This window comes from Stenotrophomonas sp. STEN056, from assembly GCF_056759635.1.
In genome coordinates this window covers 68,706-93,638 of the sequence record NZ_JBRRDL010000006.1, presented here as the reverse complement: position 1 = coordinate 93,638, position 24,933 = coordinate 68,706, and the positions used below count along the sequence as shown (strand labels likewise).

Sequence of the window (24,933 nt, the reverse complement as noted above, 5' to 3'; positions counted from 1 at the left end):
AGATGACGATGGAACTCGTTATCACGGGTAGCAACAACAAGGTCTCGGTCTCCGAAGCCGTGTTCGGCCGCGATTTCAGCGAAGATCTGGTTCACCAGGTCGTCGTTGCCTATCGCAACGCCGCTCGCGCCGGCACCAAGGCCCAGAAGACACGTTCTGAAGTGGCTGGTACCACCAAGAAGTCGAAGAAGCAGAAGGGTGGTGGCGCTCGTCACGGTGCCCTGACCGCTCCGATCTTCGTCGGTGGTGGCGTCACCTTCGCGGCCAAGCCGCGCAGCTTCGATCAGAAGGTCAACCGCAAGCAGTATCGCGCCGCCATGTGCGCCATCCTGTCCGAGCTGAACCGTCAGGGCCGTCTGACCATCGTTGAATCGTTTGATGTCGAAGCGACCAACACCAAGGCTCTGGTCGGCAAGCTGGCTGGCCTGGAAGTGGGCAAGCGTCCGCTGATCGTCACCGAAGAGGCTTCCGAGCACCTGTACCTGTCGGCCCGCAATCTGCCTTACGTGCAGGTGCGTGACGTGCAGGGCCTGGACCCGGTTGCGCTGGTGGGTGCCGACACGGTCGTCATCACCGCTGATGCGGTCAAGAAGGTCGAGGAGTGGCTGGCATGAGCAGCAACGAAAAAATCTTCAGCGTGCTGCGCGCTCCGCGAGTCTCTGAAAAGACCGCGCGCCTGCAGGAAATCTCCAATCAATACGTCTTCGAAGTCTCGAACGAAGCCACCAAGGCCGATGTAAAGGCCGCGGTTGAGCAGCTGTTCGACGTCAAGGTCGAGTCGGTCAACGTGCTGAACGTCAAGGGCAAGAACAAGTCCTTCCGTAACCGCAACGGCCGCCGCGGCGATTGGCGCAAGGCGTATGTGCGTCTCGCCGATGGCCAGTCCATCGATGTAACGGCCAAGGCCTGAGGTACATCCCATGCCATTGATGAAATTCAAGCCCACCTCCGCAGGCCGCCGTTCGGCCGTGCGCGTGGTCACTCCTGATCTGCACAAAGGCGCGCCGCATGCTGCGTTGCTGGAGCCGCAGAGCAAGTCCGGTGGTCGTAACCACCACGGCCGCATCACTACCCGTCACGTGGGTGGTGGTCACAAGCAGCACTACCGTCTGATCGACTTCAAGCGCAACAAGGAAGGCATTCCGGCACGCGTGGAACGTATCGAATACGATCCGAACCGCACTGCCCATATCGCCCTGCTGTGCTACGTCGACGGCGAGCGCCGCTACATCATCGCCCCGAAGGGCCTGAAGGCGGGTGACCAGGTCATCTCCGGTGCTCACGCGCCGATCAAGACCGGCAACACCCTCCCGCTGCGCAACATCCCGGTCGGTACCACCGTCCACGGGATCGAGCTGAAGCCGGGCAAGGGCGCCCAGATTGCCCGTGCTGCTGGTGCAGCCGTGCAGCTGGTTGCTCGTGAAGGCATCTACGCCACCCTGCGCCTGCGCTCGGGTGAAATGCGCAAGGTGCCGGTCGAGTGCCGTGCCACCATCGGTGAAGTCGGCAACGACGAGCACAACCTCGAGAAGCTCGGCAAGGCTGGCGCCAAGCGCTGGCGCGGTGTCAAGCCGACCGTCCGCGGTGCGGCCATGAACCCGGTTGACCATCCGCACGGCGGTGGTGAGGCCAAGGCCGGCCAGGGTAATCCGCATCCGGTCACCCCGTGGGGTGTTCCGACCAAGGGTTACAAGACGCGCCATAACAAGCGCACTCAGCAGTTCATCGTCCGCGATCGTAGGGGCTAATCGACCATGGCACGTTCACTCAAGAAGGGCCCGTTCGTCGATCACCACCTCGTCAAGAAGGTGGAGGCCGCTGCGGGCAGCAAGAAGCCGATCAAAACCTGGTCGCGCCGTTCGATGATCCTGCCAGAAATGGTTGGCATCACCATTGCCGTGCATAACGGCAAGAACCACATTCCGGTTCTCGTCAACGAGAACATGGTCGGTCACAAGCTCGGCGAATTTGCCGTCACCCGGACCTTCAAGGGTCACGGTGGCGACAAGAAGTCGGGCAAGTAAGGAGAGATGACAATGGAAGCGAAAGCAATCCTGCGCACCGCGCGCATCTCCCCGCAGAAGGCACGTCTGGTCGCTGACCAGGTCCGTGGCCTTCCGGCCGAGCGTGCGGTCAACCTGTTGAAGTTTTCGGACAAGAAGGCTGCCCACCTGATCAAGAAGGTGGTGGAGTCGGCTATTGCAAATGCCGAAAACAACCAGGGCGCTGACGTCGACGAGCTGAAGGTCAAGACCATCATGGTTGATGAAGGTCCGACCCTGAAGCGTTTCATGGCGCGGGCGAAAGGCCGCGGTACCCGCATCCTCAAGCGCACCAGCCACATCACTGTGGTTGTGGCGGCTGGCAAGTAAGCGGAAAGGAAAAGACCATGGGTCATAAAGTTCATCCGATTGGTATCCGCCTCGGTATTTCCAAGGATTGGAACTCCAAGTGGTACGCCAACAAGGCCGAGTTCGCTGGTTACCTGGCAGCCGACCTGAAAGTTCGCGAAATGCTGCGCAAGAAGCTTGCACAGGCCGGCATCAGCAAGATCCTGATCGAGCGTCCGGCTAAGACCGCACGCGTGACGATCCACACCGCCCGTCCGGGCGTGGTGATCGGCAAGCGTGGTGAGGACATCGAGAAGCTGCGCAAGGAAGTTAGTGAGCTGATGGGCGTCCCGGCGCACATCAACGTCACCGAAGTGCGCAAGCCTGAGCTGGACGCACAGCTGGTTGCTGAGTCCATTGCCCAGCAGCTGGAGCGTCGCATCATGTTCCGCCGCGCAATGAAGCGCTCGGTCGGCAACGCGATGCGTCTGGGTGCCCTGGGCATCAAGGTCAACGTGGGTGGCCGCTTGAACGGTGCAGAAATCGCCCGTTCGGAGTGGTACCGCGAAGGCCGTGTGCCGCTGCACACCCTGCGCGCCGACATCGACTACGGTTTCGCTGAAGCCAGCACCACCTACGGCATCATCGGCATCAAGGTCTGGATCTACAAGGGCGAAGTCTTTGATTTCTCCCAGGTTGGCCAGGAAAAGCAGGACGACAGCCCGCGCAACGATCGTAACGATCGCGGCGACCGTGGCGACCGTCCGTCGCGTCCGGCTCGTGAAGCGAGGTAACGGCAATGTTGCAACCCAAGCGAACCAAATTCCGCAAGATGTTCAAGGGTCGTAACGACGGCCTGAGCTGGAGCGCAAATGCTGTCAGCTTTGGTGAGTACGGCCTGAAGGCAACCGCTCACGGCCAGCTGACCGCGCGTCAGATCGAAGCGGCTCGCCGCTCGATCAGCCGCTACGTCAAGCGCGGCGGCAAGATGTGGATCCGCGTGTTCCCCGACAAGCCCATCACCAAGAAGCCCATCGAAGTCCGAATGGGTGCCGGTAAGGGTGGCGTGGAGTACTGGGTCGCGCAGATCCAGCCGGGCCGCATGATTTATGAAGTCGAGGGCGTTACCGAGGAAGTGGCACGCGAGGCGTTCCGCCTGGCCGCTGCCAAGCTCTCGGTGACCACCACTTTCGTAACCCGGACGGTGCGCTGATGGACATCAAACAACTCCGCGAGAAGTCGGCTGACGAACTCAAGGCCCACCTGACCGACCTGCGTAAGGAGCAGTTCTCGCTCCGTATGCAGCAGGTCACCGGCCAGCTGCCGAAGACCCACGAAACCCGCCGGGTGCGCCGCGAGATTGCTCGCGTCAAGCACCTGATCGGCAGCACGAAGTAAGGATGGCTGCTATGAGCGAAAACAACGCAAGCAAGACGCTGCGCACGGTCGAAGGCCGCGTCGTCAGCAACAAGATGGACAAGACGGTCACCGTGTTGGTGGAGCGCCAGGTCAAGCACGCCCTGTACGGCAAGTACATCAAGCGTTCGACCAAGCTGCACGCACATGACGCCGACAACGCCTGCAAGGAAGGTGATGTCGTTCGTGTGACTGAGATTGCTCCGATGTCCAAGACCAAGAACTGGCGCGTGGTGGAAGTCATCACGCGTGCGGCTGAATAAGGAGATCTGACTCATGATCCAGATGCAGAGCTACCTCGATGCCGCCGACAATTCCGGTGCGAAGGAACTGATGTGCATCAAGGTGCTGGGTGGTTCCAAGCGCCGTTATGCCCACATCGGCGACATCATCAAGGTCACCGTCAAGGATGCAATCCCGCGCGGCAAGGTCAAGAAGGGTGAAGTGTATGACGCCGTCGTGGTGCGTACCCGCAAGGGTGTGCGTCGCGCCGATGGCTCGCTGATCCGCTTCGACGGCAACGCCGCGGTCCTGCTCAACAACAAGCAAGAGCCGATCGGCACCCGCATCTTCGGGCCGGTGACCCGTGAACTTCGTTCCGAGAAGTTCATGAAGATCGTCTCGCTCGCTCCCGAAGTTCTGTGAGCGCCAGGAGATAATCATGGCTAACCGTATCAAGAAGGGCGACCAGGTTGTCGTCAACGCCGGCAAGGACAAGGGCAAGCAGGGCGAAGTCGTCCGCGTCGACGGCGACCGCGTGGTCGTCGCCAACGTGAACATCGTCAAGCGCCACACCAAGCCGAACCCGCAGGCAGGTATCGCCGGCGGCGTGGTCGAGCGCGAAGCTTCGATCCATATCTCCAACGTGGCTGTTCTGAACCCGGCAACGGGCAAGGGTGAGCGCGTTGGCTTCAAGGTGCTGGAGGATGGACGCAAACTGCGTGTGTTCCGCTCCAGCGGTGAGGCGCTTGACGCCTGAGGAATGAATTGATGAATTCCCGTCTCGAAAAGTTTTACAAGGAAGAAGTGGTGCCGGCGCTGACCAAGCAGTTCGGCTACACCAATCCGATGGAAGTGCCGCGCCTGGTCAAGGTCACCCTGAACATGGGTGTGGGCGAAGCTGCGACCAACAAGAAGGTTCTTGAGAACGCCGTTGCCGACATGACCAAGATCACCGGCCAGAAGCCGGTGGTCACCAAGTCGCGCGTCTCGGTGGCTTCGTTCAAGATCCGTGATGGTTGGCCGATCGGCTGCAAGGTCACGCTGCGTCGTGACACCATGTTTGAGTTCCTGGATCGCCTGATCAACATCTCGCTGCCGCGCGTGCGTGACTTCCGCGGCGTGTCGGGTCGTTCGTTCGACGGTCGTGGCAACTTCAACATGGGTGTGAAGGAACAGATCATCTTCCCGGAAATCGACTTCGACGCCGTCGATGCGATCCGCGGCATGGATATCGCCATCACCACCACCGCCAAGACCGACGCGGAAGCCAAGGCGCTGCTCGCAGCGTTCAAGTTCCCGTTCCGTAACTGATACGTCGAGGAAACCGAAATGGCAAAGACCTCCATGGTCAACCGCGACATCAAGCGGAAGAAGCTGGCCGAAAAGTACGCTGAAAAGCGTGCAGCTCTGAAGAAGATCGTGTCCTCGGTGGACGCGAGCTACGAAGAGAAGATCGAGGCTGCAACCAAGCTGGCCAAGCTGCCGCGCGATTCGTCGCCGTGCCGCCACCGCAACCGTTGCGAACTGTCGGGTCGTCCGCGTGGCGTGTACAGCAAGTTCGGCCTCGGCCGCAACAAGCTGCGCGAAGCCACCATGCGTGGCGACGTGCCGGGCCTGCGCAAGGCAAGCTGGTAAGCATCACCCCGGCCGGGCCGAAAGGCCCGGTCCGTGGGGCCTTCGGGGCAACCTGAAGGCAATTCAAAGAGTCCGACGCAAGTCGGACTTTTTGTCGTATAATCCCGCTCCTTGCCTGCCCGAAAGTCGGGTGGCTGGTGTGGTAAGGGCCCTGGCCCATCCCAGGAAAACACGAGATTTTCGCGAAAGCGGATATCGGTGCACTCAAAGGTATTCTCATGAGCATGACTGATCCCATCGCCGACCTGCTGGTACGCATCAAGAATGCGGCCGCGGTTGGCAAGCAGACGGTGAAAGCCCCGTCGTCCAAGATCAAGGTGGCTATTGCCCAGGTCCTGAAGGACGAGGGTTACATCGCTGATCTGCGCGTCAACAAGCTGGAAAACAACAAGGCCGAGCTCGAAATCGTCCTGAAGTACTTCGAGGGCAAGCCGGTCATCGCAACCCTGAAGCGCTTCTCGCGTTCGGGTCTGCGCCAGTACCGTGGCAAGTCCGATCTGCCGAAGGTCCTCAACGGCCTGGGCGTTGCCATCATTTCCACCTCCAAGGGCATCATGACCGATGCGCAGGCGCGCCAGTTGGGCGTCGGCGGCGAAGTCCTGTGCTTTGTGGCTTAAGGGAAGGAGTCCACTATGTCCCGCGTAGCCAAGAAGCCGATCAACCTGCCCAAGGGCGTTGAACTGACCATCCAGCCGGAAGTTGTGAGCGTGAAGGGCCCGAAGGGCGCTCTGTCGCTGAACAAGGCCGCTGGCGTTGAAATCACTCTCGACAACGGCGTTGCCACGCTGAGCCCGAAGGACATCTCCTTCGACGCGCTGACCGGCACTGTTCGTTCGATCCTGGCCAACATGGTGCAGGGCGTGTCCGAAGGCTTCGAAAAGAAGCTGGAGCTGGTCGGCGTGGGTTACCGCGCTGCCATGCAGGGCAAGGACCTGAACCTGTCGCTGGGTTTCTCGCATCCTGTCGTGTTCGTGGCGCCGGAAGGCATCACGCTGTCGACCCCGACCCAGACCGAAATTCTGGTGCAGGGCGCCGACAAGCAGGTCGTCGGTGAAGTCGCTGCCAAAATCCGCGGTTTCCGTCCGCCGGAGCCTTACAAGGGCAAGGGTGTGAAGTACGCCGGTGAAGTCATCATTCGCAAGGAAGCCAAGAAGGCCTAATTCCTAGGTTTTCAGCTTTCGAGGATAAAGAACATGAACAAGAACATTGCCCGCCTGCGTCGCGCCAAGTCGACCCGCTCGCACATCCGCACCCTGGGTGTTGCGCGCCTGTCGGTGCTGCGCACCGGCCAGCACCTGTATGCGCAGGTGTTCACCGCTGACGGCTCCAAGGTGCTGGCCGCTGCCAACACCGCCCAGGCCGAGATCAAGGAAGGCCTGAAGAACGGCAAGAACATCGACGCCGCCGCCAAGGTTGGCAAGATGATCGCCGAGCGCGCCAAGGCTGCCGGTATCGAGAAGGTCGCTTTCGACCGTTCCGGTTACCGCTACCACGGCCGCATCAAGGCCCTGGCCGAAGCAGCCCGCGAAGGCGGCCTGCAGTTCTAAGTTGAAAAGGGAAGGGGCCCTCGGGCTCCTTCCTTCCTGCCGTCAGGGGTTGCTGGCGGACACCTTCCATTCTTCTGCAGTGGCTGGTGGGTCAAGGCGTCACTCCACAACCATAAGCGGCCCCGAGCCGTACATACCCAATCAATCAAGGAATCAACATGGCAGAAGAACGTCAGTCGCGGGGTCGCGATCGCGACCGTAACCGCGAAGAGAAGGTCGATGACGGCATGATCGAGAAGCTGGTCGCGGTCAACCGCGTCAGCAAGACCGTCAAGGGTGGTCGCCAGTTCACCTTCACCGCCCTGACCGTGGTCGGCGACGGCGAAGGCAAGGTCGGTTTCGGCTATGGCAAGGCGCGCGAAGTGCCGGTCGCCATCCAGAAGTCGATGGAGCAGGCCCGCAAGAACATGGTCACCGTCGATCTGAACAACGGCACCCTGTGGCACACCATCAAGGATGGCCACGGTGCAGCTCGCGTGTTCATGCAGCCGGCTTCCGAAGGTACCGGCGTGATCGCCGGCGGCGCCATGCGTGCCGTGCTGGAAGCCGTTGGCGTGAAGGACGTGCTGGCCAAGGCAGTGGGTTCGCGTAACCCGATCAACCTGGTGCGTGCCACCGTGAAGGGCCTGGCAGGCGCACAGTCGCCGGCGCGCATTGCGGCCAAGCGCGGCAAGAAGGTGGAGGATCTCAATCATGGCTAATGAGTCCAACAAGACCGTGAAGGTGCGCCTGGTGCGTGGCCTGCGTGGAACCCAGTCGCGTCACCGCCTGTCGGTGCGTGCCCTGGGCCTGAACAAGCTCAATGATGTGCGTGAACTGAAGGACAGCCCGCAGGTTCGCGGCCTGATCAACAAGGTTCACTACCTCGTCCGGGTTGAGGAGTAATCGATCATGACTTTGCGTCTCAATGAACTGAGCCCGGCACCGGGCGCCCGCACCGAGCGCACCCGCGTCGGCCGCGGTATCGGCTCCGGCCTGGGCAAGACTTGCGGCCGCGGCCACAAGGGTTCGTTCGCTCGTAAGGGCGGCGGCAAGATCAAGGCTGGCTTCGAAGGCGGCCAGACCCCGATGCAGCGTCGTCTGCCGAAGATCGGCTTCTATTCGATGAAGGGCAAGGACACCGCTGAAGTGCTGTCCTACCACCTGGATCGTCTGGAAGCTGGCGAGATCGACTTCGCAGCGCTGCGCGCTGCCAAGCTGGTCCCGTCGACTGCCAAGAAGGCCAAGATCGTCCTGAAGGGCGAGCTGAGCAAGGCGTTCACCCTGAAGGGTGTTTCGGCAACTGCCGGCGCCAAGGCTGCGATCGAAGCTGCCGGCGGCAGCGTACAGGAGTAAGCGGAACATGGCGCAAGCTGGCATCGGTAACCTCGCGGGCGGGATGGGCAAGTTCACTGAACTTCGCCAGCGTCTTCTGTTCGTACTCGGGGCATTGCTCGTCTATCGCATCGGCTGTTATGTGCCGGTGCCGGGCGTCAATCCCGATGCCATGCTTGCGCTGATGCAGGCGCAGGGCGGCGGAATCGTGGACATGTTCAACATGTTCTCGGGCGGCGCCCTGCACCGTTTCAGCATCTTCGCGTTGAACGTGATGCCGTACATTTCGGCATCCATCGTGATGCAGTTGGCTGTGCACATCTTCCCTTCGCTCAAGGCGATGCAGAAGGAAGGTGAGTCGGGCCGGCGCAAGATCACCCAGTATTCGCGCATCGGCGCGGTGCTCCTGGCGGTGGTGCAGGGCGGCAGTATTGCGCTCGCGCTGCAGAACCAGGTGTCGCCGGGCGGTGCAGCCGTGGTGTACAACCCTGGCATGGCGTTTGTGTTCACCGCCGTGGTCGCGCTGACCGCAGGCACCATCTTCCTGATGTGGGTAGGTGAGCAGGTTACCGAGCGCGGCATCGGCAACGGTGTATCGCTGATCATTTTTGCCGGCATTGTTGCTGGCCTGCCGGCCGCGGTGATCCAGACCGTGGAGGCTTATCGCAACGACACGCTGAGCTTCATTTCGCTGCTGATCATCGTCCTGGTGGTGCTGGCTTTCACCTACTTCGTGGTGTTTGTCGAGCGCGGCCAGCGTCGTATCACGGTCAATTACGCCCGCCGTCAGGGTGGCCGTAATGCCTACATGAACCAGACCTCGTTCCTGCCGCTGAAGCTGAACATGGCGGGCGTCATCCCGGCCATCTTTGCCTCCAGCATCCTGGCCTTCCCGGCGACCCTGGCCATGTGGTCCGGCCAGGCCAGCTCGGCGACCTGGTTGCAGAAGGTTGCCAATGCGCTGGGCCCGGGTGAGCCGCTGCACATGATCGTGTTCGCCGCCCTGATCTCCGGCTTTGCGTTCTTCTACACCGCGCTGGTGTTCAATTCGCAGGAAACCGCCGACAACCTGAAGAAGTCGGGTGCGCTGATCCCGGGCATCCGCCCAGGCAAGGCGACCGCGGAGTACATTGACGGCGTGTTGACCCGTTTGACGGCGGCTGGCTCGGTCTATCTGGTCATTGTCTGCCTGTTGCCGGAAATCATGCGCACGCAGCTCAACGCCTCTTTCTACTTCGGCGGCACCTCGCTGCTGATCGTGGTGGTGGTGGTGATGGACTTCATTGCGCAGATCCAGGCGCACCTGATGTCGCACCAGTACGAGAGCCTGCTCAAGAAGGCCAACCTGAAGGGCGGCAACCGCGGCGGTTTTGCACGCGGCTGATTCACCCGTTATACTGCGCGCTTCACTGCGTGAAATGGCCGCCCCGGCACCCGGGGCTGGCCTCCAAATCAGAAGGGCGGTCCCCGCAGCGGTTTCGGGTGGGGGTGTGATGTGGTTGTTCCGCGCGGGAGTAGCGCGGGCGGCTCGAAGGGCAACCTTCCTGCCAGGCACATCCGGCGCCGGAGCATGGGCACACTCCCCACGCCGGGTCCATGGAACCTTGTGTTCCACGGACTTACAAGCAAACCGAGACCTTGTTAGTATCGCTAGTTCACTTTTTTGATCCATCCTGCCGGATTGGCGCGCCCAGAGGGTGCGTGTTCGGCCATCACTCAGCTGGAGAACCGCGTCATGGCGCGTATTGCAGGCGTCAACCTGCCAGCCCAGAAGCACGTCTGGGTCGGGTTGCAAAGCATTTACGGCATCGGCCGTACCCGTTCGAAGAAGGTCTGCGAAGTCGCAGGCGTTGCTTCGACCACCAAGATCCGCGATCTGTCGGAGCCGGAAATCGATCGTCTGCGCCTGGAAGTGGGCAAGTACATCGTTGAAGGCGACCTGCGTCGCGAAATCGGCATTGCCATCAAGCGCCTGATGGACCTGGGCTGCTATCGCGGCCTGCGTCACCGTCGTGGTCTCCCGCTGCGTGGTCAGCGCACCAAGACCAATGCTCGTACCCGTAAGGGTCCGCGCAAGGCTCTGAAGAAGTAAGGGACCTAGATAATGGCTAAGCCCGCTGCTGCAAAAACCAAGAAGAAGATCAAGCGCGTCATCACTGATGGCGTTGCCCACGTCCACGCTTCGTTCAACAACACCATCGTGACCATCACCGACCGTCAGGGCAATGCACTGTCCTGGGCGACCTCCGGTGGCGCCGGTTTCCGTGGCTCGCGTAAGTCGACTCCGTTCGCCGCTCAGGTTGCTGCCGAAAAGGCTGGCAAGGCTGCGCTGGATTACGGCCTGAAGTCGCTGGAAGTCCGCATCAAGGGTCCGGGTCCGGGCCGTGAGTCGGCCGTACGTTCGTTGAACAACGTCGGCTACAAGATCACCAACATCATCGACGTGACGCCAATCCCGCACAACGGGTGCCGTCCGCCGAAGAAGCGTCGCGTCTAAAGGAGCGATAAGAAATGGCTCGTTATATCGGTCCTACCTGTAAGCTCGCCCGTCGCGAAGGCGCCGACCTCTCCCTGAAGAGCCCGGCCCGTGCGCTGGACTCCAAGTGCAAGCTGGAGCAGAAGCCCGGCCAGCACGGCGCCACTGCCCGCAAGGGCAAGCTGTCCGACTACGCCACCCAGCTGCGTGAAAAGCAGAAGGTCAAGCGTATCTACGGCCTGCTGGAGCGTCAGTTCCGCAACTACTACAAGAAGGCCTCGACCAAGAAGGGCAACACCGGCGAGAACCTGCTGCAGTTGCTGGAAACCCGTCTGGACAACGTCGTTTACCGCATGGGCTTCGCTGTGACCCGTCCGGCTGCCCGTCAGCTGGTCTCGCACCGCGGCGTCACGGTCAATGGCAAGTCGGTGAACCTGGCTTCGTACCAGGTCAAGGCTGGCGACGCGATCGCCCTGTCGGAAAAGGCTGCCAAGCAGCTGCGCGTCCAGGAAGCCCTGGTCGTTGCCGAGCAGCACGACCTCAGCCCGTCGTGGGTCGAAGTCGATTCGAAGAAGTTCAGCGGCGTCTTCAAGGCTGTGCCGGATCGTGCGGACCTGCCTGCGGATATCAACGAAGCGCTGATCGTCGAGTTGTATTCGAAGTAATTCACAATGGAGAACCTCCGGGTTGCACCGGAGGTTCGCAGGAGAACCCGCAACATGACGGTTACCGCAAACCAGGTTCTGCGTCCTCGCGGTCCGCAGATCGAACGCCTTACCGAGACCCGCGCCAAGGTCGTGATCGAACCGCTGGAGCGTGGTTACGGGCATACGCTGGGCAATGCCCTGCGTCGCGTGCTGCTGTCGTCCATCCCGGGCTTCGCCATTACCGAAGTCGAGATCGACGGCGTGCTTCACGAGTACACCACGCTGGAAGGTTTGCAGGAGGACGTGCTTGATGTCCTGCTGAACCTGAAGGACGTGGCCATTCGCATGCATACCGGCGACAGCGCCACGCTCTCCCTGACCAAGCAGGGCCCGGGCATCGTGACTGCTGCCGACATCAAGCTGGACCACAACGTCGAAGTGATCAACGGCGACCACGTGATCTGCCATCTGACCAAGGACGCATCGATCAACATGCGTCTGAAGATCGAGCGTGGCTTCGGCTACCAGCCGGCGGCCGCGCGTCGTCGTCCGGACGAAGAAACCCGTGCGATCGGTCGTCTGGTTCTGGATGCTTCGTTCTCGCCGGTTCGCCGCGTCGCCTACTCGGTGGAAGCGGCTCGCGTTGAACAGCGTACCGACCTGGACAAGCTGGTCATTGATATCGAAACCAACGGCACGATCGATGCCGAGGAAGCTGTCCGCACCGCGGCCGACATCCTCAGCGATCAGCTGTCGGTGTTCGGTGACTTCACCCACCGCGACCGCGGTGCGGCCAAGCCGGCCAACAACGGCGTTGACCCGGTGCTGCTGCGCCCGATCGACGACCTGGAGCTGACCGTGCGTTCGGCCAACTGCCTGAAGGCCGAGAGCATCTACTACATCGGTGATCTGATCCAGAAGACCGAAGTGGAACTGCTCAAGACCCCGAACCTGGGCAAGAAGTCGCTGACCGAAATCAAGGAAGTGCTGGCCCAGCGTGGCCTGTCGCTTGGCATGAAGCTGGAGAACTGGCCGCCGGCCGGTGTCGCCGCTCACGGCATGCTTGGTTAAGCAACACCTGTTCCCCCGCATGGGAAACCATGCGGGGGAATGTTGTAGCAGTACCCGCGTTGACGGCCGACAGGCCGCTGCGCCGGCCGTCCAGGAGGGGCGGCCAGGACCATCCGCAGTCCGTGCAACAACGCCAGGATGGCGACAGAGAAATCCAACGTCCTACCATTCACCTTAAGGAATTAGTCCCATGCGTCATCAGAAGTCTGGCCGTAAGTTCAGCCGCACCAGCGCTCACCGCGAAGCGATGTTCAAGAACATGGCTGCGTCGCTGTTCAAGCACGAGCTGATCAAGACCACCCTGCCGAAGGCCAAGGAACTGCGCCGCGTTGCCGAGCCGCTGATCACCCTGGCCAAGGTTGACTCGGTTGCCAACCGTCGTCTGGCGTTCGCCCGTCTGCGTGACAAGGAAGCCGTCGGCAACCTGTTCACCATCCTGGGCCCGCGCTACGCCACCCGTCCGGGCGGCTACCTGCGTCTGCTGAAGTGCGGCTTCCGTGCTGGCGACAACGCGCCGATGGCTTACGTCGAGCTGGTTGACCGCCCGGCCGTTGTTGCTGAAGAAGTCGCTGAGTAATCGCGTACTTCCGTCCTGCAACGGATAGAGCAAAAGCCCGGCCCTGGCCGGGCTTTTTGCTTATGCAAAGTCACCATTGCATGTGCTGCTGCCAGCAGTGGGATGGGCTGGTACTCTTGCCGGACTATTGAATCGGATTGATGTGATGAATCCTCTGCGTTGGAGTTTCCGCGCCCAGTTTCTGGCCGGCTTTCTGGTCTGTGCGGGGCTGTTGGCCTTTGCGATTTACATGCAGATCCAGATGGGCCTGGTGCCGTGCCCGCTGTGTATCTACCAGCGCATCGCCTTCGCGGCGCTGGGTATTGGTTTCCTGCTGGGGGCGCTGCATGGGCCGTCCAGCCGCGCCGGACGCGCCGTGTATGGTGTGCTGACCCTGCTGCTGGCCGGCGTTGGTGCCGGCATTGCCGGGCGCCATGTCTATGTGCAGTTGTTGCCGAAGGATCTGGGCAGCAGCTGTGGCCCGCCGCTGAGCTTTCTCAGTGAAACCATGGGGCCGTTCGAGGTGTTCCGCACCGTGCTGACCGGCACGGGTGACTGCGGCAACATCGATTGGACCTTCCTGGGCCTGAGCATGCCGATGTGGAGCCTGGTGTGGTTTGTGGTGCTGGGCTTGGGTGGCCTGTATGCCGGGCTGCGCGCGCGCAAGTCGCGTCGGCTCTGATTCTCTTTTCCCTCTGTAAAACAACGGTATCTGTATGAACCTGTCTTCCCCCCTGTCCACGGCCGCCACTGATCCGAACTGGGCGCCGGAGAGCTGGCGTGGCAAGCAGGCGCTGCAGATGCCGACGTACCCCGACGCCAAGGCGCTGGAGGCGGCGCTGACCGAGTTGCGGCAGCTGCCGCCACTGGTCACCTCGTGGGAAATCTTCGCACTGAAGCAGCAGTTGGCCGAAGCGCAGGAAGGCAAGCGCTTTCTGCTGCAGGGCGGTGACTGCGCGGAGAACTTCGCCGATTGCGAATCCGGCATGATTTCCAACCGGCTCAAGGTGCTGCTGCAGATGAGCCTGGTGCTGGTTCATGGGCTGCGCATGCCGGTGGTGCGCGTCGGCCGCTTTGCAGGCCAGTACGCAAAGCCGCGTTCGGCCGATACCGAAACCCGTGGTGATGTGACATTGCCGAGCTATCGCGGTGACGTGATCAATGCGCCGGAGTTCACCGAAGCGGCGCGCCTGCCGGACCCGCAGCGGATGATTGCCGCACACTCGCGTTCGGCGCTGACCATGAACTTCGTGCGTGCGCTGATCGACGGTGGTTTTGCCGATCTCCATCACCCCGAGTACTGGAACCTGAGCTGGATGCGCTGTTCGCCGCTGGCCGAGGAATACCAGGAAATGGTGGCCTCCATTGGTGATGCGGTGCGTTTCATGGAAACGCTGTCCGGCACGCAGGTGCACAACCTCAATCGGGTGGATTTCTACACTTCGCATGAGGCGTTGTTGCTGCATTACGAGCAGGGGCTGACCCGGCAGGTGCCGCGCCAGCACGGCTGGTTCAACCTGAGTACGCATTACCCGTGGATCGGCATGCGTACGGCGGCGTTGGATGGCGCGCACGTAGAGTACCTGCGTGGCGTGCGCAATCCGATTGCGATCAAGGTGGGGCCGTCGGTGCAGCCGGATCAGCTGCTGCGGTTGATGGACGTGCTGAACCCGGACGATGAGCCGGGCCGCCTGAGTTTCATCCATCGCATGGGCGCGGCGCAGATTGCCGAGAAGCTGCCGCCGCTGCTGGATGCGGTGAAGCGTGACGGTCGCCGCGTGCTGTGGGTGTGCGATGCGATGCACGGCAATACCGAAAGCACCAGCAACGGCTACAAGACCCGTCGTTTCGACAACATCCGCAGCGAAGTGGAGCTGTCATTTGACCTGCACGCGGCTGCCGGGACGCGCCTGGGTGGCGTCCACCTGGAGTTGACCGGGGAGAACGTCACCGAATGCACGGGTGGCGCGCGTGAGCTGACCGAGCGTGATCTGGAGCGTGCCTACCGCTCGACCGTGGACCCGCGGTTGAACTACGAGCAGTCGCTGGAGATCGCCATGGCGATCGTGCGCAAGCAGGGTTGAGCGTCAAGGTAGTGCCGAGCCATGCTCGGCAGCGAGGTTGCCGGTAATGCCGCATGCCGAGCATGGCTCGGCACTACATTGCCTGCCTTGAATCACTGACCGATCTTCCTGGTTGCCAGCCTCAGGCTGCAGGGATGTCCAGTTCCAAGCTCCTTCGTGGGCGGGTATCCCTCGTCAACAACATCTATTCGATCACCACGGTAACGGCGGGGCGTATACCGCTGTTTGCGAGACCGGAAAACGCCTTGCAGGTGATCGAAGCGCTTCGGAATTGCGAACGATCTGGTATCAGCCACAGTCTTGCCTGGGTAGTAATGCCCGATCATCTGCATTGGCTGCTGCAGCTTCAATCCGGATCGCTGGGCGCATGCCTACAGCGCTTGAAATCGCGCTCAGGAAGATCTATCGGCGATGCGGGGTCAATCTGGCAGGCGGGTTATCACGATCATGCAATCAGGCGCGATGAGTCACTGCGTGGCGTAGCCAATTACCTGCTGCACAACCCGGTGCGGGCGGGCCTATGCGAAAGGCCGCAGGACTATCCGTATTCGTGGTGCAGATGGGGCTGGCAGCTCTGATGTAGTGCCGAGCCATGCTCGGCAAGGGGCGTTACCGATAAAGGCCAATGCCGAGCATGGCTCGGCACTACTGGTGAAGTGCTCGGGATTGCCGGACGGGCCAGATGCCGAGCATGGCTCGGCACTGCGGTGCAGCGTCAGCGCTTGCGGTGGCGTTTGCCCAGGTCGCGTGCCAGCACCCAGACAACCAATACGTTGACCGCCAGCAGCAGCCAGGAGGCCCAGCCGGGGTGCTTGACGATGGCGTACAGGTCCAGCGGCAGATACAGCGCGGCGGAGATGCAGCCCAGCCAGGAGGCCCAGGCCTTGGCGCGCCACAGGCCCCAGGCTTCAAGCATGCGCAGCAGGCCATAGGCGACCAGTACGGCGGCGCCCAGGTGGACGGTGTCGGGGGTGATCATGCCCAGCAGTGTGGAGAACGCGCCGTTCTCCGGGTCGCCACCTGCGCGGTGGATCAGGGCATTGATGATGTTGCGGAGCGGACCGGGCCCGGAGATTTCCAGGCCGGCCGCGGCGAGAAAGGCCAGGATGGCCTTTCCCGCTTCCAGCAGCGCGATGGCTGCAAGACCCGGATGCGCATGCGGATCCGGGTTGTAGGGCGTGTTGCCAGTCAACGCAATCAGCCGCCGCGCGAAGCCTTCTTGCGGTCGCTTTCGGTCAGGTGCTTCTTGCGCAGGCGGATTTCCTTCGGGGTGATTTCCACCAGCTCATCGTCGTCGATGAAGTCCAGGGCCTGTTCCAGCGAGAACTTGATGGCCGGGGTCAGCTGGATGGCGTCGTCCTTGCCCGAAGCGCGCATGTTGGTCAGCGGCTTGGTCTTGATGGCGTTGACGGTCAGATCGTTGTCCTTGGAGTGGATGCCGATCAGCTGGCCTTCGTACACGTTGTCGCCTTCAGCAGCGAACAGCTTGCCGCGTTCCTGCAGCGGGCCCAGCGAGTAGGCCGGGGTGGCGCCCGGGGCATTGGCGATCATCACGCCGTTCAGACGCTTGGCGATGGCGCCCTGTTCCTTCGGACCGTAATGGTCGAACACGTGGAACAGCAGGCCCGAACCCTGGGTCAGGGTCTTGAACTCGTTCTGGAAGCCGATCAGGCCACGCGCCGGGATCTTGAAGTCCAGGCGCACGCGGCCCTTGCCGTCCGATTCCATGTTCTCCAGCAGGGCCTTGCGGGTGCCCAGCTTTTCCATCACGCCGCCCTGGTGCTGCTCTTCGACGTCAACCACCAGCTGCTCAATCGGCTCCATCATCTGGCCGTCGATTTCCTTGATGATCACTTCCGGGCGCGACACGGCCAGCTCGTAGCCTTCACGACGCATGGTTTCGATCAGCACCGACAGGTGCAGCTCGCCGCGGCCGGAGACCAGGAACTTGTCGGCGTCTTCCAACTGCTCGACCTTCAGTGCCACGTTGTGCACGGTTTCGCGCTCCAGGCGCTCCTTCAGCTGGCGGCTGGTCAGGAACTTGCCGCCGGACAGGTCCTTGTTGCCGGCGAACGGCGAGTTGTTGACCTGGAAGGTCATCGAGATGGTCGGCTCGTCGACGGTCAGGGCCGGCAGCGCTTCCGGGGCTTCCAGCGCGCAGACGGTGTCGGAAATGGTCAGTTCCTGGATGCCGGAGATGGCGATGATGTCGCCGGCCTGGGCTTCCTCGACCTCGATGCGCTCCAGGCCCATGAAGCCCAGCACCTGCAGCACCTTGCCCTGGCGCTTCTTGCCTTCACGGTCGATCACGATGACCGGCTGGTTCTTCCGGACCTTGCCGCGCTGCACGCGACCGATGCCGATCACGCCGACGAAATTGTTGTAGTCCAGCTGGCTGACGCGCATCTGGAACGGGCCTTCCGGGTCCACGTCCGGCACCGGCACGTACTTCATGATCGCTTCGAACAGCGGGGTCATGTCGCCCGAGCGCACGGTGTCTTCCAGGCCGGCATAGCCGTTCAGGCCGGAGGCGTAGACGATGGGGAAATCCAGCTGCTCGTTGGTGGCGCCGAGCTTGTCGAACAGGTCGAACACTTGGTCGATGACCCATTCCGGACGGGCGCCCGGGCGGTCAACCTTGTTGACCACGACGATCGGCTTGAAGCCCATCGCGAAGGCCTTCTGGGTAACGAAGCGGGTCTGCGGCATCGGGCCGTCCATCGCGTCGACCAGGATCAGCACCGAGTCGACCATCGACAGCACGCGCTCCACTTCACCGCCGAAGTCGGCGTGTCCGGGGGTGTCGACGATGTTGATGCGGTTGCCGTTCCACTTGATGGCCGTGTTCTTGGCCAGGATGGTGATGCCGCGCTCCTTTTCCTGGTCGTTGCTGTCCATCACGCGCTCAGCCAGTACGGTGCGCTCGGACAGCGTGTCGGAGTTCTTGAGCAGGCAGTCAACCAGGGTGGTCTTGCCATGGTCAACGTGAGCGACGATGGCGATGTTGCGAAGGTTTTCGATAGACATGCGAAAGACGGCCAGCCGGTGCCGTGAATGGGGAAAAGAAGTCCAAGATTATACCGCTATGTGCTGCCAGCAGGAAAAGTCCCCGTCCGGACTGGCTTTCCGGCCGTTCAGCTGCCTGCGCCAGTGCGGCCAGGGCGAAGGGGATTCAGCCGGGCGAGGGCGGGTGTATCCTATGCGGCTAGCGCTAGATGTCTTCTCCCACAAGGATTCCCATGTCCCTGATCGCCAATTTCGACACCACCCGCGGCCTGATCAAGGTTGAGCTGTTCGCCGACAAGGCACCGCTGACCGTGGCCAATTTCGTCAACCTGACCAAGCACGGCTTCTATGACGGGCTGGCGTTCCACCGCGTGATCGCCGATTTCATGATCCAGGGCGGTTGCCCGGAAGGCTCCGGCCGTGGCGGCCCGGGCTACCGTTTCGAGGACGAGACCAACAACGGCGTGCGTCACGAGCGCGGCGTGCTGTCCATGGCCAATGCCGGCCCGAACACCAACGGCAGCCAGTTCTTCATCACCCACATCAAGACCGACTGGCTGGACGGCAAGCACACCGTGTTCGGCAAGGTGCTTGAAGGCCTGGACGTGGTTGACCAGATCAAGCAGGGCGACGCCATCAACAAGATCACCATCGAAGGCGATACCGATGCCGCGCTGGCCGCCAAGGCCGACCGCGTCGCCGAGTGGAACAAGATCCTCGCCGCCTGATTGACCCCGACGGCCACCTGACAGGTGGCCGTTTCTGATTGCAGCCTGGCGGGCGTGTCAGTGCCGGCCTGGCTTTACCCCCACAAACGCTTCTTAGCAGAGGAAACCCCCATGAAAGCACCCGTTCGTGTTGCCGTAACCGGCGCTGCCGGCAATATCGGTTATGCACTGCTGTTCCGCATCGCCTCCGGCGAAATGCTGGGCAAGGACCAGCCGGTCATCCTGCAGCTGCTCGAAATCGACAACGAAAAGGCCCAGGCCGCCCTGCAGGGCGTGGTCATGGAGCTGGAAGACTGCGCGTTCCCGCTGCTGGCCGGCGTGGTGACCACCGCTGACCCGCTGGTGGCCTTCAAGGACGTCGACGTGGCCCTGCTGGTCGGCGCGCGTCCGCGCGGCCCGGGCATGGAGCGCAAGGACCTGCTGCTGGAAAACGCCAAGATCTTCACCGTGCAGGGCAAGGCCCTGAACGCTGTCGCCAAGCGTGACGTGAAGGTGCTGGTGGTCGGCAACCCGGCCAACACCAATGCCTACATCGCCATGAAGTCGGCGCCGGACCTGAACCCGCGCAACTTCACCGCCATGCTGCGCCTGGACCACAACCGTGCGCTGAGCCAGCTGGCCGCCAAGACCGGCAAGACCGTGGAGAGCTTCGAGAAGTTCACCGTGTGGGGCAACCACAGCCCGACCATGTACCCGGACTACCGTTTCGCCACCACCGGCGGCGCCAAGGTTGCCGAGCTGATCAACGATCAGGAATGGAACGCCAACACCTTCATCCCGACCGTCGGCAAGCGCGGCGCGGCGATCATCGCTGCCCGCGGCCTGTCCTCGGCTGCTTCGGCTGCCAACGCCGCCATCGACCACATCCATGACTGGGTGCTGGGCAGCAACGGCAAGTGGGTGACCATGGGCGTGCCGTCCGACGGCTCCTACGGCATTCCGGAAGGCGTGGTGTTCGGCTTCCCGGTAACCACCGAGAACGGCGAGTACACCATCATCAAGGACTTGCCGATCGACGACTTCTCCAAGAAGTACATCGACATCACCCTGGGCGAGCTGGAAGAAGAGCGCGCCGGCGTGGCTGATCTGCTGTAACAGCAGTCGGTTGACGTAGTGCAATGAACGGGGGAGCTTCGGCTTCCCCGTTTTTTGTTTGCTGCAAAGCGCAGCCCTGCTGCACAGCGACGTTGCCCGTGGAGCCAAGCTGATGCCGAGCATGGCTCGGCACTACATTTTGTTTTTGGACATGACTGACAAGATCGCGCTGCATTACATCGACGATGCGCTGCTGGTGGCCGAGAAGCCGGCTGGCCTGCTGTCCGTGCCCGGCCGCCTGCCGGAGAACCAGGATTGCGTGGTATCGCGGTTGCAGGTGCTGTACCCGGATGCACTGACCGTGCATCGGCTCGACCAGGTGACCTCCGGGTTGATGCTGTATGCGCGTGGCAAGGCAATGCAGGTGGCGTTGTCCGGGCTGTTTGAGAAACGGCAGGTCAGCAAACGCTACGAAGCCGTGGTGCAGGGGGTGATGGCTGTGGATGCCGGTGAGATCGACCTGCCCTTGATCTGTGATTGGCCGAACCGGCCAAAGCAGATGGTGAGCTTTGAGCTGGGCAAACCGTCATTGACGCGCTGGCGGGTGCTTGAACGCGATACGGATGCGCAACGCACACGGGTTGAACTGGAGCCGGTGACCGGGCGCAGCCATCAGCTGCGGCTGCATATGGCCAGCATCGGGCACCCCATCGTTGGTGACGTGATGTATGGGGCGCAAACGGCGGCGCGGGTGTGCCTGCATGCGGGCCGGTTGGGGTTTGTGCACCCGGTGAGCGGGGAGAAGATGGCGTTTGTTTCGGAAAGTCCTTTCTGAGGCAAAGGCTACCCTCTCCCCAACCCCTCTCCCGCGAAGGGGAGAGGGGCTTCAAAGCTGCAGTTGCAAGCGTCGTCTCCACTTGCTGGATGCCGAGCCCCTCTCCCCTTGCGGGGCGATGCGGGCCTGCTTGCGAACCACTGGTTCGCGGCCCGTTGAGCGCCCTTGCTTCATCGCAAGGGCCGGGGCGCAAAGCGGGGGTTGGGGAGAGGGCAGCTTCCATCTTTGGTCTTAAGACCAAAGACGCAGGGAGAACGATGGCAGCTGCGGACTATGCTCGGCTCAGACGAGGCAGGTTCCGGAGGATGTCATGCAGTACGAGCAGCTCTACCGCCGTTCCATCGAAGCGCCCGAAGCATTCTGGGCAGAAGAAGCCAAAGCCATTCATTGGCACCGCGCGCCGGAACAGATCCTCGACTACTCCAACCCGCCGTTCCGGCGCTGGTTTGTCGGCGGTGAAACCAACCTTTGCTATAACGCCGTTGACCGCCACCTTGCCGAGCGTGCGGACCAGCTCGCGCTGGTTGCCATCTCCACTGAAACCAACATCACCCGCGAGATCACCTACCGCGAACTGCACCGCGAGGTGAATGCCTTTGCCGCGGTGCTCAAGCAACTGGATGTCGGCCGTGGTGATCGTGTGGTGATCTACATGCCCAACATGGCCGAGGCCGTGTTCGCGATGCTGGCCTGCGCACGTATCGGCGCGGTGCATTCGGTGGTGTTTGGCGGCTTTGCCGCGCACAACCTGGCGCTGCGTATCGATGACGCACAACCCAAGCTGTTGATCGCCGCAGATGCCGGCATGCGTGCCGGCAAGGTGATTCCATACAAGGCGATGGTTGATGCGGCCTGTGCCGAAGCGCAGAACCCGCCGCCGAAAGTGTTGATCGTCTCGCGGGGGCTGGATGCAGCCGAGCCGAAGCTGGCCGGGCGCGATGAAGATTACGCAGCGCTGCGTGCGCAGGTGGGTGATGTCGAGGTGCCGGTGGAATGGCTGGAATCCAACGAGCCAAGCTACCTGCTCTACACCTCCGGCACCACCGGCAAGCCCAAGGGCGTGCAGCGCGATGTCGGCGGTTACGCGGTGGCGATGGCGCAGTCGATGCGTACCGTGTTTGATTGCGCGCCGGGGCAGGTGATGTTCTCCACCTCCGATGTCGGTTGGGCGGTGGGGCACTCGTACAACGTGTATGGGCCGTTGATCGGTGGCTGCACTTCGCTTCTCTACGAAGGCCTGCCGATCAATCCGGATGCGGGCATCTGGTGGGCGCTGTGCGAGCAGTACGGCGTGCGCACGATGTTCTCCTCGCCCACCGCGATCCGCGTGCTGAAGAAGCACGATGTGGACTTCATCGATCGTCATGATCTGTCCGACCTGAAGTACCTGTTCCTGGCAGGCGAGCCATTGGACGAGCCCACCGCGCAATGGATCAGTGGCGCGCTGCGCAAGCCGGTCATCGACAACTACTGGCAGACCGAAACCGGCTGGCCGGCACTCACGCTGCTGCCAGGCCTGGACATGAAGCCGGTGAAGTTCGGCTCGCCCGGCTTCCCCAATCTTGGCTACAGGATGAAGGTCATCGACGAGCAGAGCGGTGCGGAAGTGGCGCCTGGCCAGAAGGGCGTGCTGGTAATCCAGCCGCCGTTGCCGCCGGGCTGCATGAGCACGGTGTGGAACGATGACGAACGTTTCCTCAAGAGCTACTTCAGTCATTTCAAGGAGCTGTTGTACAGCTCGCTGGACTGGGCGATCCGCGACGAGGACGGTTACACCTTCATCCTTGGCCGCACCGACGATGTGATCAACGTGGCCGGGCACCGCTTGGGCACGCGTGAGATCGAGGAGGCCATCTCCAGCCATCCGCGCGTGGCCGAGGCGGCGGTGATCGGCGTGCAGGACGAGTTGAAGGGCCAGGTGCCGCTGGTGTTCGTCACCCTCAAACAGATGGCCAGCGATGACGAGGCGCCGCTGCTGGCGGCGGAAATGATGCAGCGCGTCACCAGCTCACTGGGCGCCGTGGCGCGGCCGGCCCACATTCATATTGTCAATGCGCTTCCCAAGACGCGTTCGGGTAAGCTGCTGCGGCGTTCGTTGCAGGCATTGGCGGAGCAGCGTGACCCGGGGGATCTGTCCACACTGGACGACCCGGGCGCCCTGGAGGAAATCCGCCGCGCGCTGGGGAAATAGCGCAGGCCACAGGCGCAGCGATCGCAAGGGGGCGGTACGCATGCAGGTAGTCAGATCCGGGGCGGGGGCCCCGGGTTGATGAAGCGTGCCGTGTTTGCGATGCACAACCGTGGGGGAAATCGAATGGCATTGATCTATGCCAAGACGGCAGCGGGTCGTCGTGAAATGGAAGACCGTGCGCTGCGTCTGCTGCCGGCACTGCGCTCAGTGCTGCTGCTGGTGGATGGGCAGCGCGATGAACGTGAATTGCAGCAGATGGCGCAGGGGCTGCGCGCACCGGAAGACGTGCTGGCGCAGCTGTTGTCGATGACGCTGATCGAGGCGGTGGGGGGCAGCGTCGAGCGCAAGCCGGATGTGCCGGTCACCGTGCAACTGGGCGATGACCCACTGCGTTACCAGCAACTGCGTGACTGGATGGCTGAATCGGTACGCAAGCACCTGGGCCTGAAGGGTTACCTGATCCAGCTGAAGATCGAGCGCAGCCGCACCGCGCTCGGGCTGGAGCAGCTGTGGCCGGAAGTGGCCACTGCGCTTGGCAAGGCCAAGAGCCCGGCGTTTGCCAGCCGTTGGCTGGAGGAAACGCGGGCGCTGGTACTGGCTTGACGCCCCCGGGGCCGCTGGCCGCCGCATTGCTGGCGGCTCCGGTTGTTTGCGCAGGCCTGCACGGCACGGGGCGGGCACTATCATGACGGCTTGTTCCCCCACAGGAGTGTCAGGCATGGATCAGCAAGACAGCAGCGGCATCAGCACCGCGGGCTGGGACGCCATCAACGCGGCGTTGGCGGCGGTGTATCCGGCGCAGGAGCCACGCCATTTCGGCACGCTGGTATCGCATACGCTGGGCGGCAATGATCCGCTCGATGGCATCAGCATCTACTGGAGCGATGCGCCACGCCCGCACTGGCATTACGTCAGCTACGGCTTCTCCGAGTTGTATGACAAGCAGAGCGAAGACCTGGAAGAAAGCGGCTTTGGCTTTGAGCTGACCTTCCGCCTGGCCGCGGAGCCGGGCGACAAGGGTGGCGAGCCGCCGATTTGGCCGATGAACCTGCTGCAGAACCTGGCGCGATATGTCTTCAGCAGTGGCAATGTGTTCGAGGCGGGCCACCACCTGGATGCCAATGGCCCGATTGCCCTGGATACCGATACGCAGCTGTGCCACCTGGCGTTTGTCACCGACCCACAGTTGGGTGTGATCGATACCGCCAATGGTCGCCTGAGTTTCCTGCAACTGGTCGGCGTGACCGAGGACGAGATGGCGGCGATCAGGCGCTGGTCCACCTTGTCCGTGCTGGAGGTGTTCGCGCCGGCCATGCCGTTGTGGATCACTGAACTGGCGCGCACGTCCATGCTCAAGGATGAAACCCTGGTCGCCCAGGTGGAGGCTGGCAGTCAGCGCGAGGGTTCCAGCACCGGCATGTTGTTTGTGGAAACCCTGGAGTGGTCGGTGGATGGCAGCTGCACGACCCTGGTACTCGGCGCCGGGCAGGTGCCCAGCGTGCTGGAACTGCTGCCGCTGCGCCTGCCGCATGACAGGCCGCTGGTCGTGCTTGGCGAGGAGCACCAATGGCGTTTTGAACCGGGCCTGGTGGATGCGCTGCAGAGCGACGGCGACAGCGCGCGTTGCGTGCTTTCCGATGCCACGTTGAAGGCGATGCTCGATGGTGTACGTGCCGAGCGTGGGATTTACCCGCTGCCCGGTGGAACACTGCAGATCGAAGTCCGCCCCACCTTGCTGCGTGATGGGCAGGGCGGCGTAATCCGCGAGATCGGCTGATACAGCGCCACCCACATTGAACCCGCGCCGCGTGGTTCTGCATGGCGTTGGCGGGTTGATCCA

General features: G+C 62.3%; 36 protein-coding genes. 34 read left to right on the top strand and 2 right to left on the bottom strand.

Annotated features, from left to right (window positions below; translation table 11 throughout):
* Window positions 1–8: 8 nt before the first annotated feature.
* From rplD to ACVOLO_RS05490, 28 genes are all read left to right on the top strand, one after another.
* Window positions 9–614 (top strand): 50S ribosomal protein L4, encoded by a 606-nt coding sequence (rplD, locus tag ACVOLO_RS05625; protein WP_481569290.1) that lies wholly within the window; start codon window positions 9–11, stop codon window positions 612–614.
* Entirely contained in the window at window positions 611–910 is a 300-nt protein-coding gene (rplW, locus tag ACVOLO_RS05620) for a 50S ribosomal protein L23 (protein WP_481569289.1), read from the top strand. The genes rplD and rplW overlap by 4 nt, the downstream gene beginning before the upstream one ends.
* 10 nt (window positions 911–920) lie before the next feature.
* Window positions 921–1,748 (top strand): 50S ribosomal protein L2, encoded by an 828-nt coding sequence (gene rplB, locus ACVOLO_RS05615; protein WP_232150676.1) that lies wholly within the window; start codon window positions 921–923, stop codon window positions 1,746–1,748.
* A 6-nt stretch (window positions 1,749–1,754) separates the two neighbouring features.
* Window positions 1,755–2,024: a 30S ribosomal protein S19 gene (rpsS, locus tag ACVOLO_RS05610; RefSeq protein ID WP_481569288.1), complete on the top strand. Its 270-nt coding sequence runs from the start codon at window positions 1,755–1,757 to the stop codon at window positions 2,022–2,024.
* A gap of 12 nt (window positions 2,025–2,036) precedes the next feature.
* On the top strand, window positions 2,037–2,372 hold the full coding sequence (rplV, locus tag ACVOLO_RS05605; RefSeq protein WP_481569287.1) for a 50S ribosomal protein L22: 336 nt from the start codon (window positions 2,037–2,039) through the stop codon (window positions 2,370–2,372).
* Window positions 2,373–2,389: 17 nt separating this feature from the next.
* Window positions 2,390–3,124 (top strand): 30S ribosomal protein S3, encoded by a 735-nt coding sequence (rpsC, locus tag ACVOLO_RS05600; RefSeq protein WP_481569286.1) that lies wholly within the window; start codon window positions 2,390–2,392, stop codon window positions 3,122–3,124.
* 5 nt (window positions 3,125–3,129) lie between these two features.
* A complete protein-coding gene (gene rplP / locus ACVOLO_RS05595) occupies window positions 3,130–3,543 on the top strand; it encodes a 50S ribosomal protein L16 (protein ID WP_481569285.1) in 414 nt (137 codons plus the stop codon).
* A complete protein-coding gene (gene rpmC / locus ACVOLO_RS05590; protein ID WP_054657204.1) occupies window positions 3,543–3,728 on the top strand; it encodes a 50S ribosomal protein L29 in 186 nt (61 codons plus the stop codon). Before rplP ends, rpmC begins: the two co-directional genes overlap by 1 nt.
* An 11-nt stretch (window positions 3,729–3,739) precedes the next feature.
* Window positions 3,740–4,009, top strand: a complete 270-nt coding sequence (gene rpsQ / locus ACVOLO_RS05585; RefSeq protein ID WP_481569284.1) for a 30S ribosomal protein S17 — start codon at window positions 3,740–3,742, stop codon at window positions 4,007–4,009.
* A 13-nt stretch (window positions 4,010–4,022) separates the two neighbouring features.
* Window positions 4,023–4,391: a 50S ribosomal protein L14 gene (gene rplN / locus ACVOLO_RS05580; RefSeq protein WP_019186153.1), complete on the top strand. Its 369-nt coding sequence runs from the start codon at window positions 4,023–4,025 to the stop codon at window positions 4,389–4,391.
* Between the two features lie 16 nt (window positions 4,392–4,407).
* The gene (gene rplX / locus ACVOLO_RS05575) at window positions 4,408–4,725 is read left to right on the top strand and encodes a 50S ribosomal protein L24 (protein ID WP_481569283.1); all 318 of its coding nucleotides are present in this window, start codon (window positions 4,408–4,410) and stop codon (window positions 4,723–4,725) included.
* Between the two features lie 11 nt (window positions 4,726–4,736).
* Window positions 4,737–5,279, top strand: coding sequence for a 50S ribosomal protein L5 (gene rplE, locus ACVOLO_RS05570; protein WP_481569282.1), 543 nt, complete (start codon window positions 4,737–4,739; stop codon window positions 5,277–5,279).
* A gap of 18 nt (window positions 5,280–5,297) precedes the next feature.
* On the top strand, window positions 5,298–5,603 hold the full coding sequence (gene rpsN, locus ACVOLO_RS05565) for a 30S ribosomal protein S14 (protein WP_481569281.1): 306 nt from the start codon (window positions 5,298–5,300) through the stop codon (window positions 5,601–5,603).
* Window positions 5,604–5,821: 218 nt separating this feature from the next.
* A complete protein-coding gene (gene rpsH / locus ACVOLO_RS05560; protein WP_481569280.1) occupies window positions 5,822–6,220 on the top strand; it encodes a 30S ribosomal protein S8 in 399 nt (132 codons plus the stop codon).
* A gap of 15 nt (window positions 6,221–6,235) precedes the next feature.
* Window positions 6,236–6,763, top strand: a complete 528-nt coding sequence (gene rplF / locus ACVOLO_RS05555; protein WP_481569279.1) for a 50S ribosomal protein L6 — start codon at window positions 6,236–6,238, stop codon at window positions 6,761–6,763.
* 33 nt (window positions 6,764–6,796) lie between these two features.
* The gene (rplR, locus tag ACVOLO_RS05550) at window positions 6,797–7,150 is read left to right on the top strand and encodes a 50S ribosomal protein L18 (RefSeq protein ID WP_481569278.1); all 354 of its coding nucleotides are present in this window, start codon (window positions 6,797–6,799) and stop codon (window positions 7,148–7,150) included.
* A gap of 158 nt (window positions 7,151–7,308) precedes the next feature.
* Window positions 7,309–7,851: a 30S ribosomal protein S5 gene (gene rpsE, locus ACVOLO_RS05545; protein ID WP_481569277.1), complete on the top strand. Its 543-nt coding sequence runs from the start codon at window positions 7,309–7,311 to the stop codon at window positions 7,849–7,851.
* The gene (gene rpmD / locus ACVOLO_RS05540; RefSeq protein ID WP_481569276.1) at window positions 7,844–8,035 is read left to right on the top strand and encodes a 50S ribosomal protein L30; all 192 of its coding nucleotides are present in this window, start codon (window positions 7,844–7,846) and stop codon (window positions 8,033–8,035) included. Before rpsE ends, rpmD begins: the two co-directional genes overlap by 8 nt.
* A 6-nt stretch (window positions 8,036–8,041) precedes the next feature.
* Window positions 8,042–8,485: a 50S ribosomal protein L15 gene (gene rplO, locus ACVOLO_RS05535; RefSeq protein WP_481569275.1), complete on the top strand. Its 444-nt coding sequence runs from the start codon at window positions 8,042–8,044 to the stop codon at window positions 8,483–8,485.
* A gap of 7 nt (window positions 8,486–8,492) precedes the next feature.
* On the top strand, window positions 8,493–9,848 hold the full coding sequence (gene secY / locus ACVOLO_RS05530; protein ID WP_481569274.1) for a preprotein translocase subunit SecY: 1,356 nt from the start codon (window positions 8,493–8,495) through the stop codon (window positions 9,846–9,848).
* A 351-nt stretch (window positions 9,849–10,199) separates the two neighbouring features.
* Complete coding sequence (gene rpsM / locus ACVOLO_RS05525; RefSeq protein WP_057629605.1) at window positions 10,200–10,556, top strand: 30S ribosomal protein S13; 357 nt, start codon at window positions 10,200–10,202, stop codon at window positions 10,554–10,556.
* Window positions 10,557–10,568: 12 nt separating this feature from the next.
* Window positions 10,569–10,961 carry a 30S ribosomal protein S11 gene (gene rpsK / locus ACVOLO_RS05520; protein ID WP_057629606.1) on the top strand — a complete coding sequence of 131 codons (393 nt, stop codon included), beginning with the start codon at window positions 10,569–10,571 and terminating at the stop codon, window positions 10,959–10,961.
* A 14-nt stretch (window positions 10,962–10,975) separates the two neighbouring features.
* Complete coding sequence (rpsD, locus tag ACVOLO_RS05515; RefSeq protein ID WP_057633112.1) at window positions 10,976–11,605, top strand: 30S ribosomal protein S4; 630 nt, start codon at window positions 10,976–10,978, stop codon at window positions 11,603–11,605.
* A gap of 54 nt (window positions 11,606–11,659) precedes the next feature.
* On the top strand, window positions 11,660–12,658 hold the full coding sequence (locus ACVOLO_RS05510) for a DNA-directed RNA polymerase subunit alpha (RefSeq protein ID WP_431595061.1): 999 nt from the start codon (window positions 11,660–11,662) through the stop codon (window positions 12,656–12,658).
* Window positions 12,659–12,848: 190 nt separating this feature from the next.
* Window positions 12,849–13,235 carry a 50S ribosomal protein L17 gene (gene rplQ, locus ACVOLO_RS05505; protein ID WP_481569273.1) on the top strand — a complete coding sequence of 129 codons (387 nt, stop codon included), beginning with the start codon at window positions 12,849–12,851 and terminating at the stop codon, window positions 13,233–13,235.
* 145 nt (window positions 13,236–13,380) lie between these two features.
* Window positions 13,381–13,896 (top strand): disulfide bond formation protein B, encoded by a 516-nt coding sequence (locus ACVOLO_RS05500; RefSeq protein ID WP_481569272.1) that lies wholly within the window; start codon window positions 13,381–13,383, stop codon window positions 13,894–13,896.
* Window positions 13,897–13,930: 34 nt separating this feature from the next.
* Window positions 13,931–15,298 (top strand): class II 3-deoxy-7-phosphoheptulonate synthase, encoded by a 1,368-nt coding sequence (locus tag ACVOLO_RS05495; RefSeq protein ID WP_481569271.1) that lies wholly within the window; start codon window positions 13,931–13,933, stop codon window positions 15,296–15,298.
* A gap of 134 nt (window positions 15,299–15,432) precedes the next feature.
* Complete coding sequence (locus ACVOLO_RS05490; protein ID WP_481569270.1) at window positions 15,433–15,876, top strand: REP-associated tyrosine transposase; 444 nt, start codon at window positions 15,433–15,435, stop codon at window positions 15,874–15,876.
* Window positions 15,877–16,013: 137 nt separating this feature from the next.
* On the opposite strand, the gene ACVOLO_RS05485 is transcribed toward ACVOLO_RS05490, so the two are convergent.
* Together ACVOLO_RS05485 and typA are read right to left on the bottom strand one after the other, a co-directional pair.
* Window positions 16,014–16,490, bottom strand: a complete 477-nt coding sequence (locus tag ACVOLO_RS05485; protein WP_481569269.1) for a DUF2127 domain-containing protein — start codon at window positions 16,488–16,490, stop codon at window positions 16,014–16,016.
* A gap of 5 nt (window positions 16,491–16,495) precedes the next feature.
* A complete protein-coding gene (gene typA / locus ACVOLO_RS05480; protein ID WP_481569268.1) occupies window positions 16,496–18,325 on the bottom strand; it encodes a translational GTPase TypA in 1,830 nt (609 codons plus the stop codon).
* 212 nt (window positions 18,326–18,537) lie between these two features.
* Between typA and ACVOLO_RS05475 the strand changes: the two genes are divergently transcribed.
* From ACVOLO_RS05475 to ACVOLO_RS05450, 6 genes are all read left to right on the top strand, one after another.
* A complete protein-coding gene (locus ACVOLO_RS05475; RefSeq protein ID WP_481569267.1) occupies window positions 18,538–19,032 on the top strand; it encodes a peptidylprolyl isomerase in 495 nt (164 codons plus the stop codon).
* Between the two features lie 111 nt (window positions 19,033–19,143).
* Entirely contained in the window at window positions 19,144–20,127 is a 984-nt protein-coding gene (locus tag ACVOLO_RS05470; protein WP_481569266.1) for a malate dehydrogenase, read from the top strand.
* Between the two features lie 151 nt (window positions 20,128–20,278).
* Complete coding sequence (locus tag ACVOLO_RS05465; protein WP_481569265.1) at window positions 20,279–20,902, top strand: RluA family pseudouridine synthase; 624 nt, start codon at window positions 20,279–20,281, stop codon at window positions 20,900–20,902.
* 310 nt (window positions 20,903–21,212) lie between these two features.
* Window positions 21,213–23,093 carry a propionate--CoA ligase gene (gene prpE, locus ACVOLO_RS05460; RefSeq protein ID WP_481569264.1) on the top strand — a complete coding sequence of 627 codons (1,881 nt, stop codon included), beginning with the start codon at window positions 21,213–21,215 and terminating at the stop codon, window positions 23,091–23,093.
* A gap of 123 nt (window positions 23,094–23,216) precedes the next feature.
* Window positions 23,217–23,696, top strand: a complete 480-nt coding sequence (locus tag ACVOLO_RS05455) for a hypothetical protein (RefSeq protein ID WP_481569263.1) — start codon at window positions 23,217–23,219, stop codon at window positions 23,694–23,696.
* Window positions 23,697–23,811: 115 nt separating this feature from the next.
* Window positions 23,812–24,870, top strand: a complete 1,059-nt coding sequence (locus tag ACVOLO_RS05450) for a suppressor of fused domain protein (RefSeq protein WP_481569262.1) — start codon at window positions 23,812–23,814, stop codon at window positions 24,868–24,870.
* Window positions 24,871–24,933: the final 63 nt, after the last annotated feature.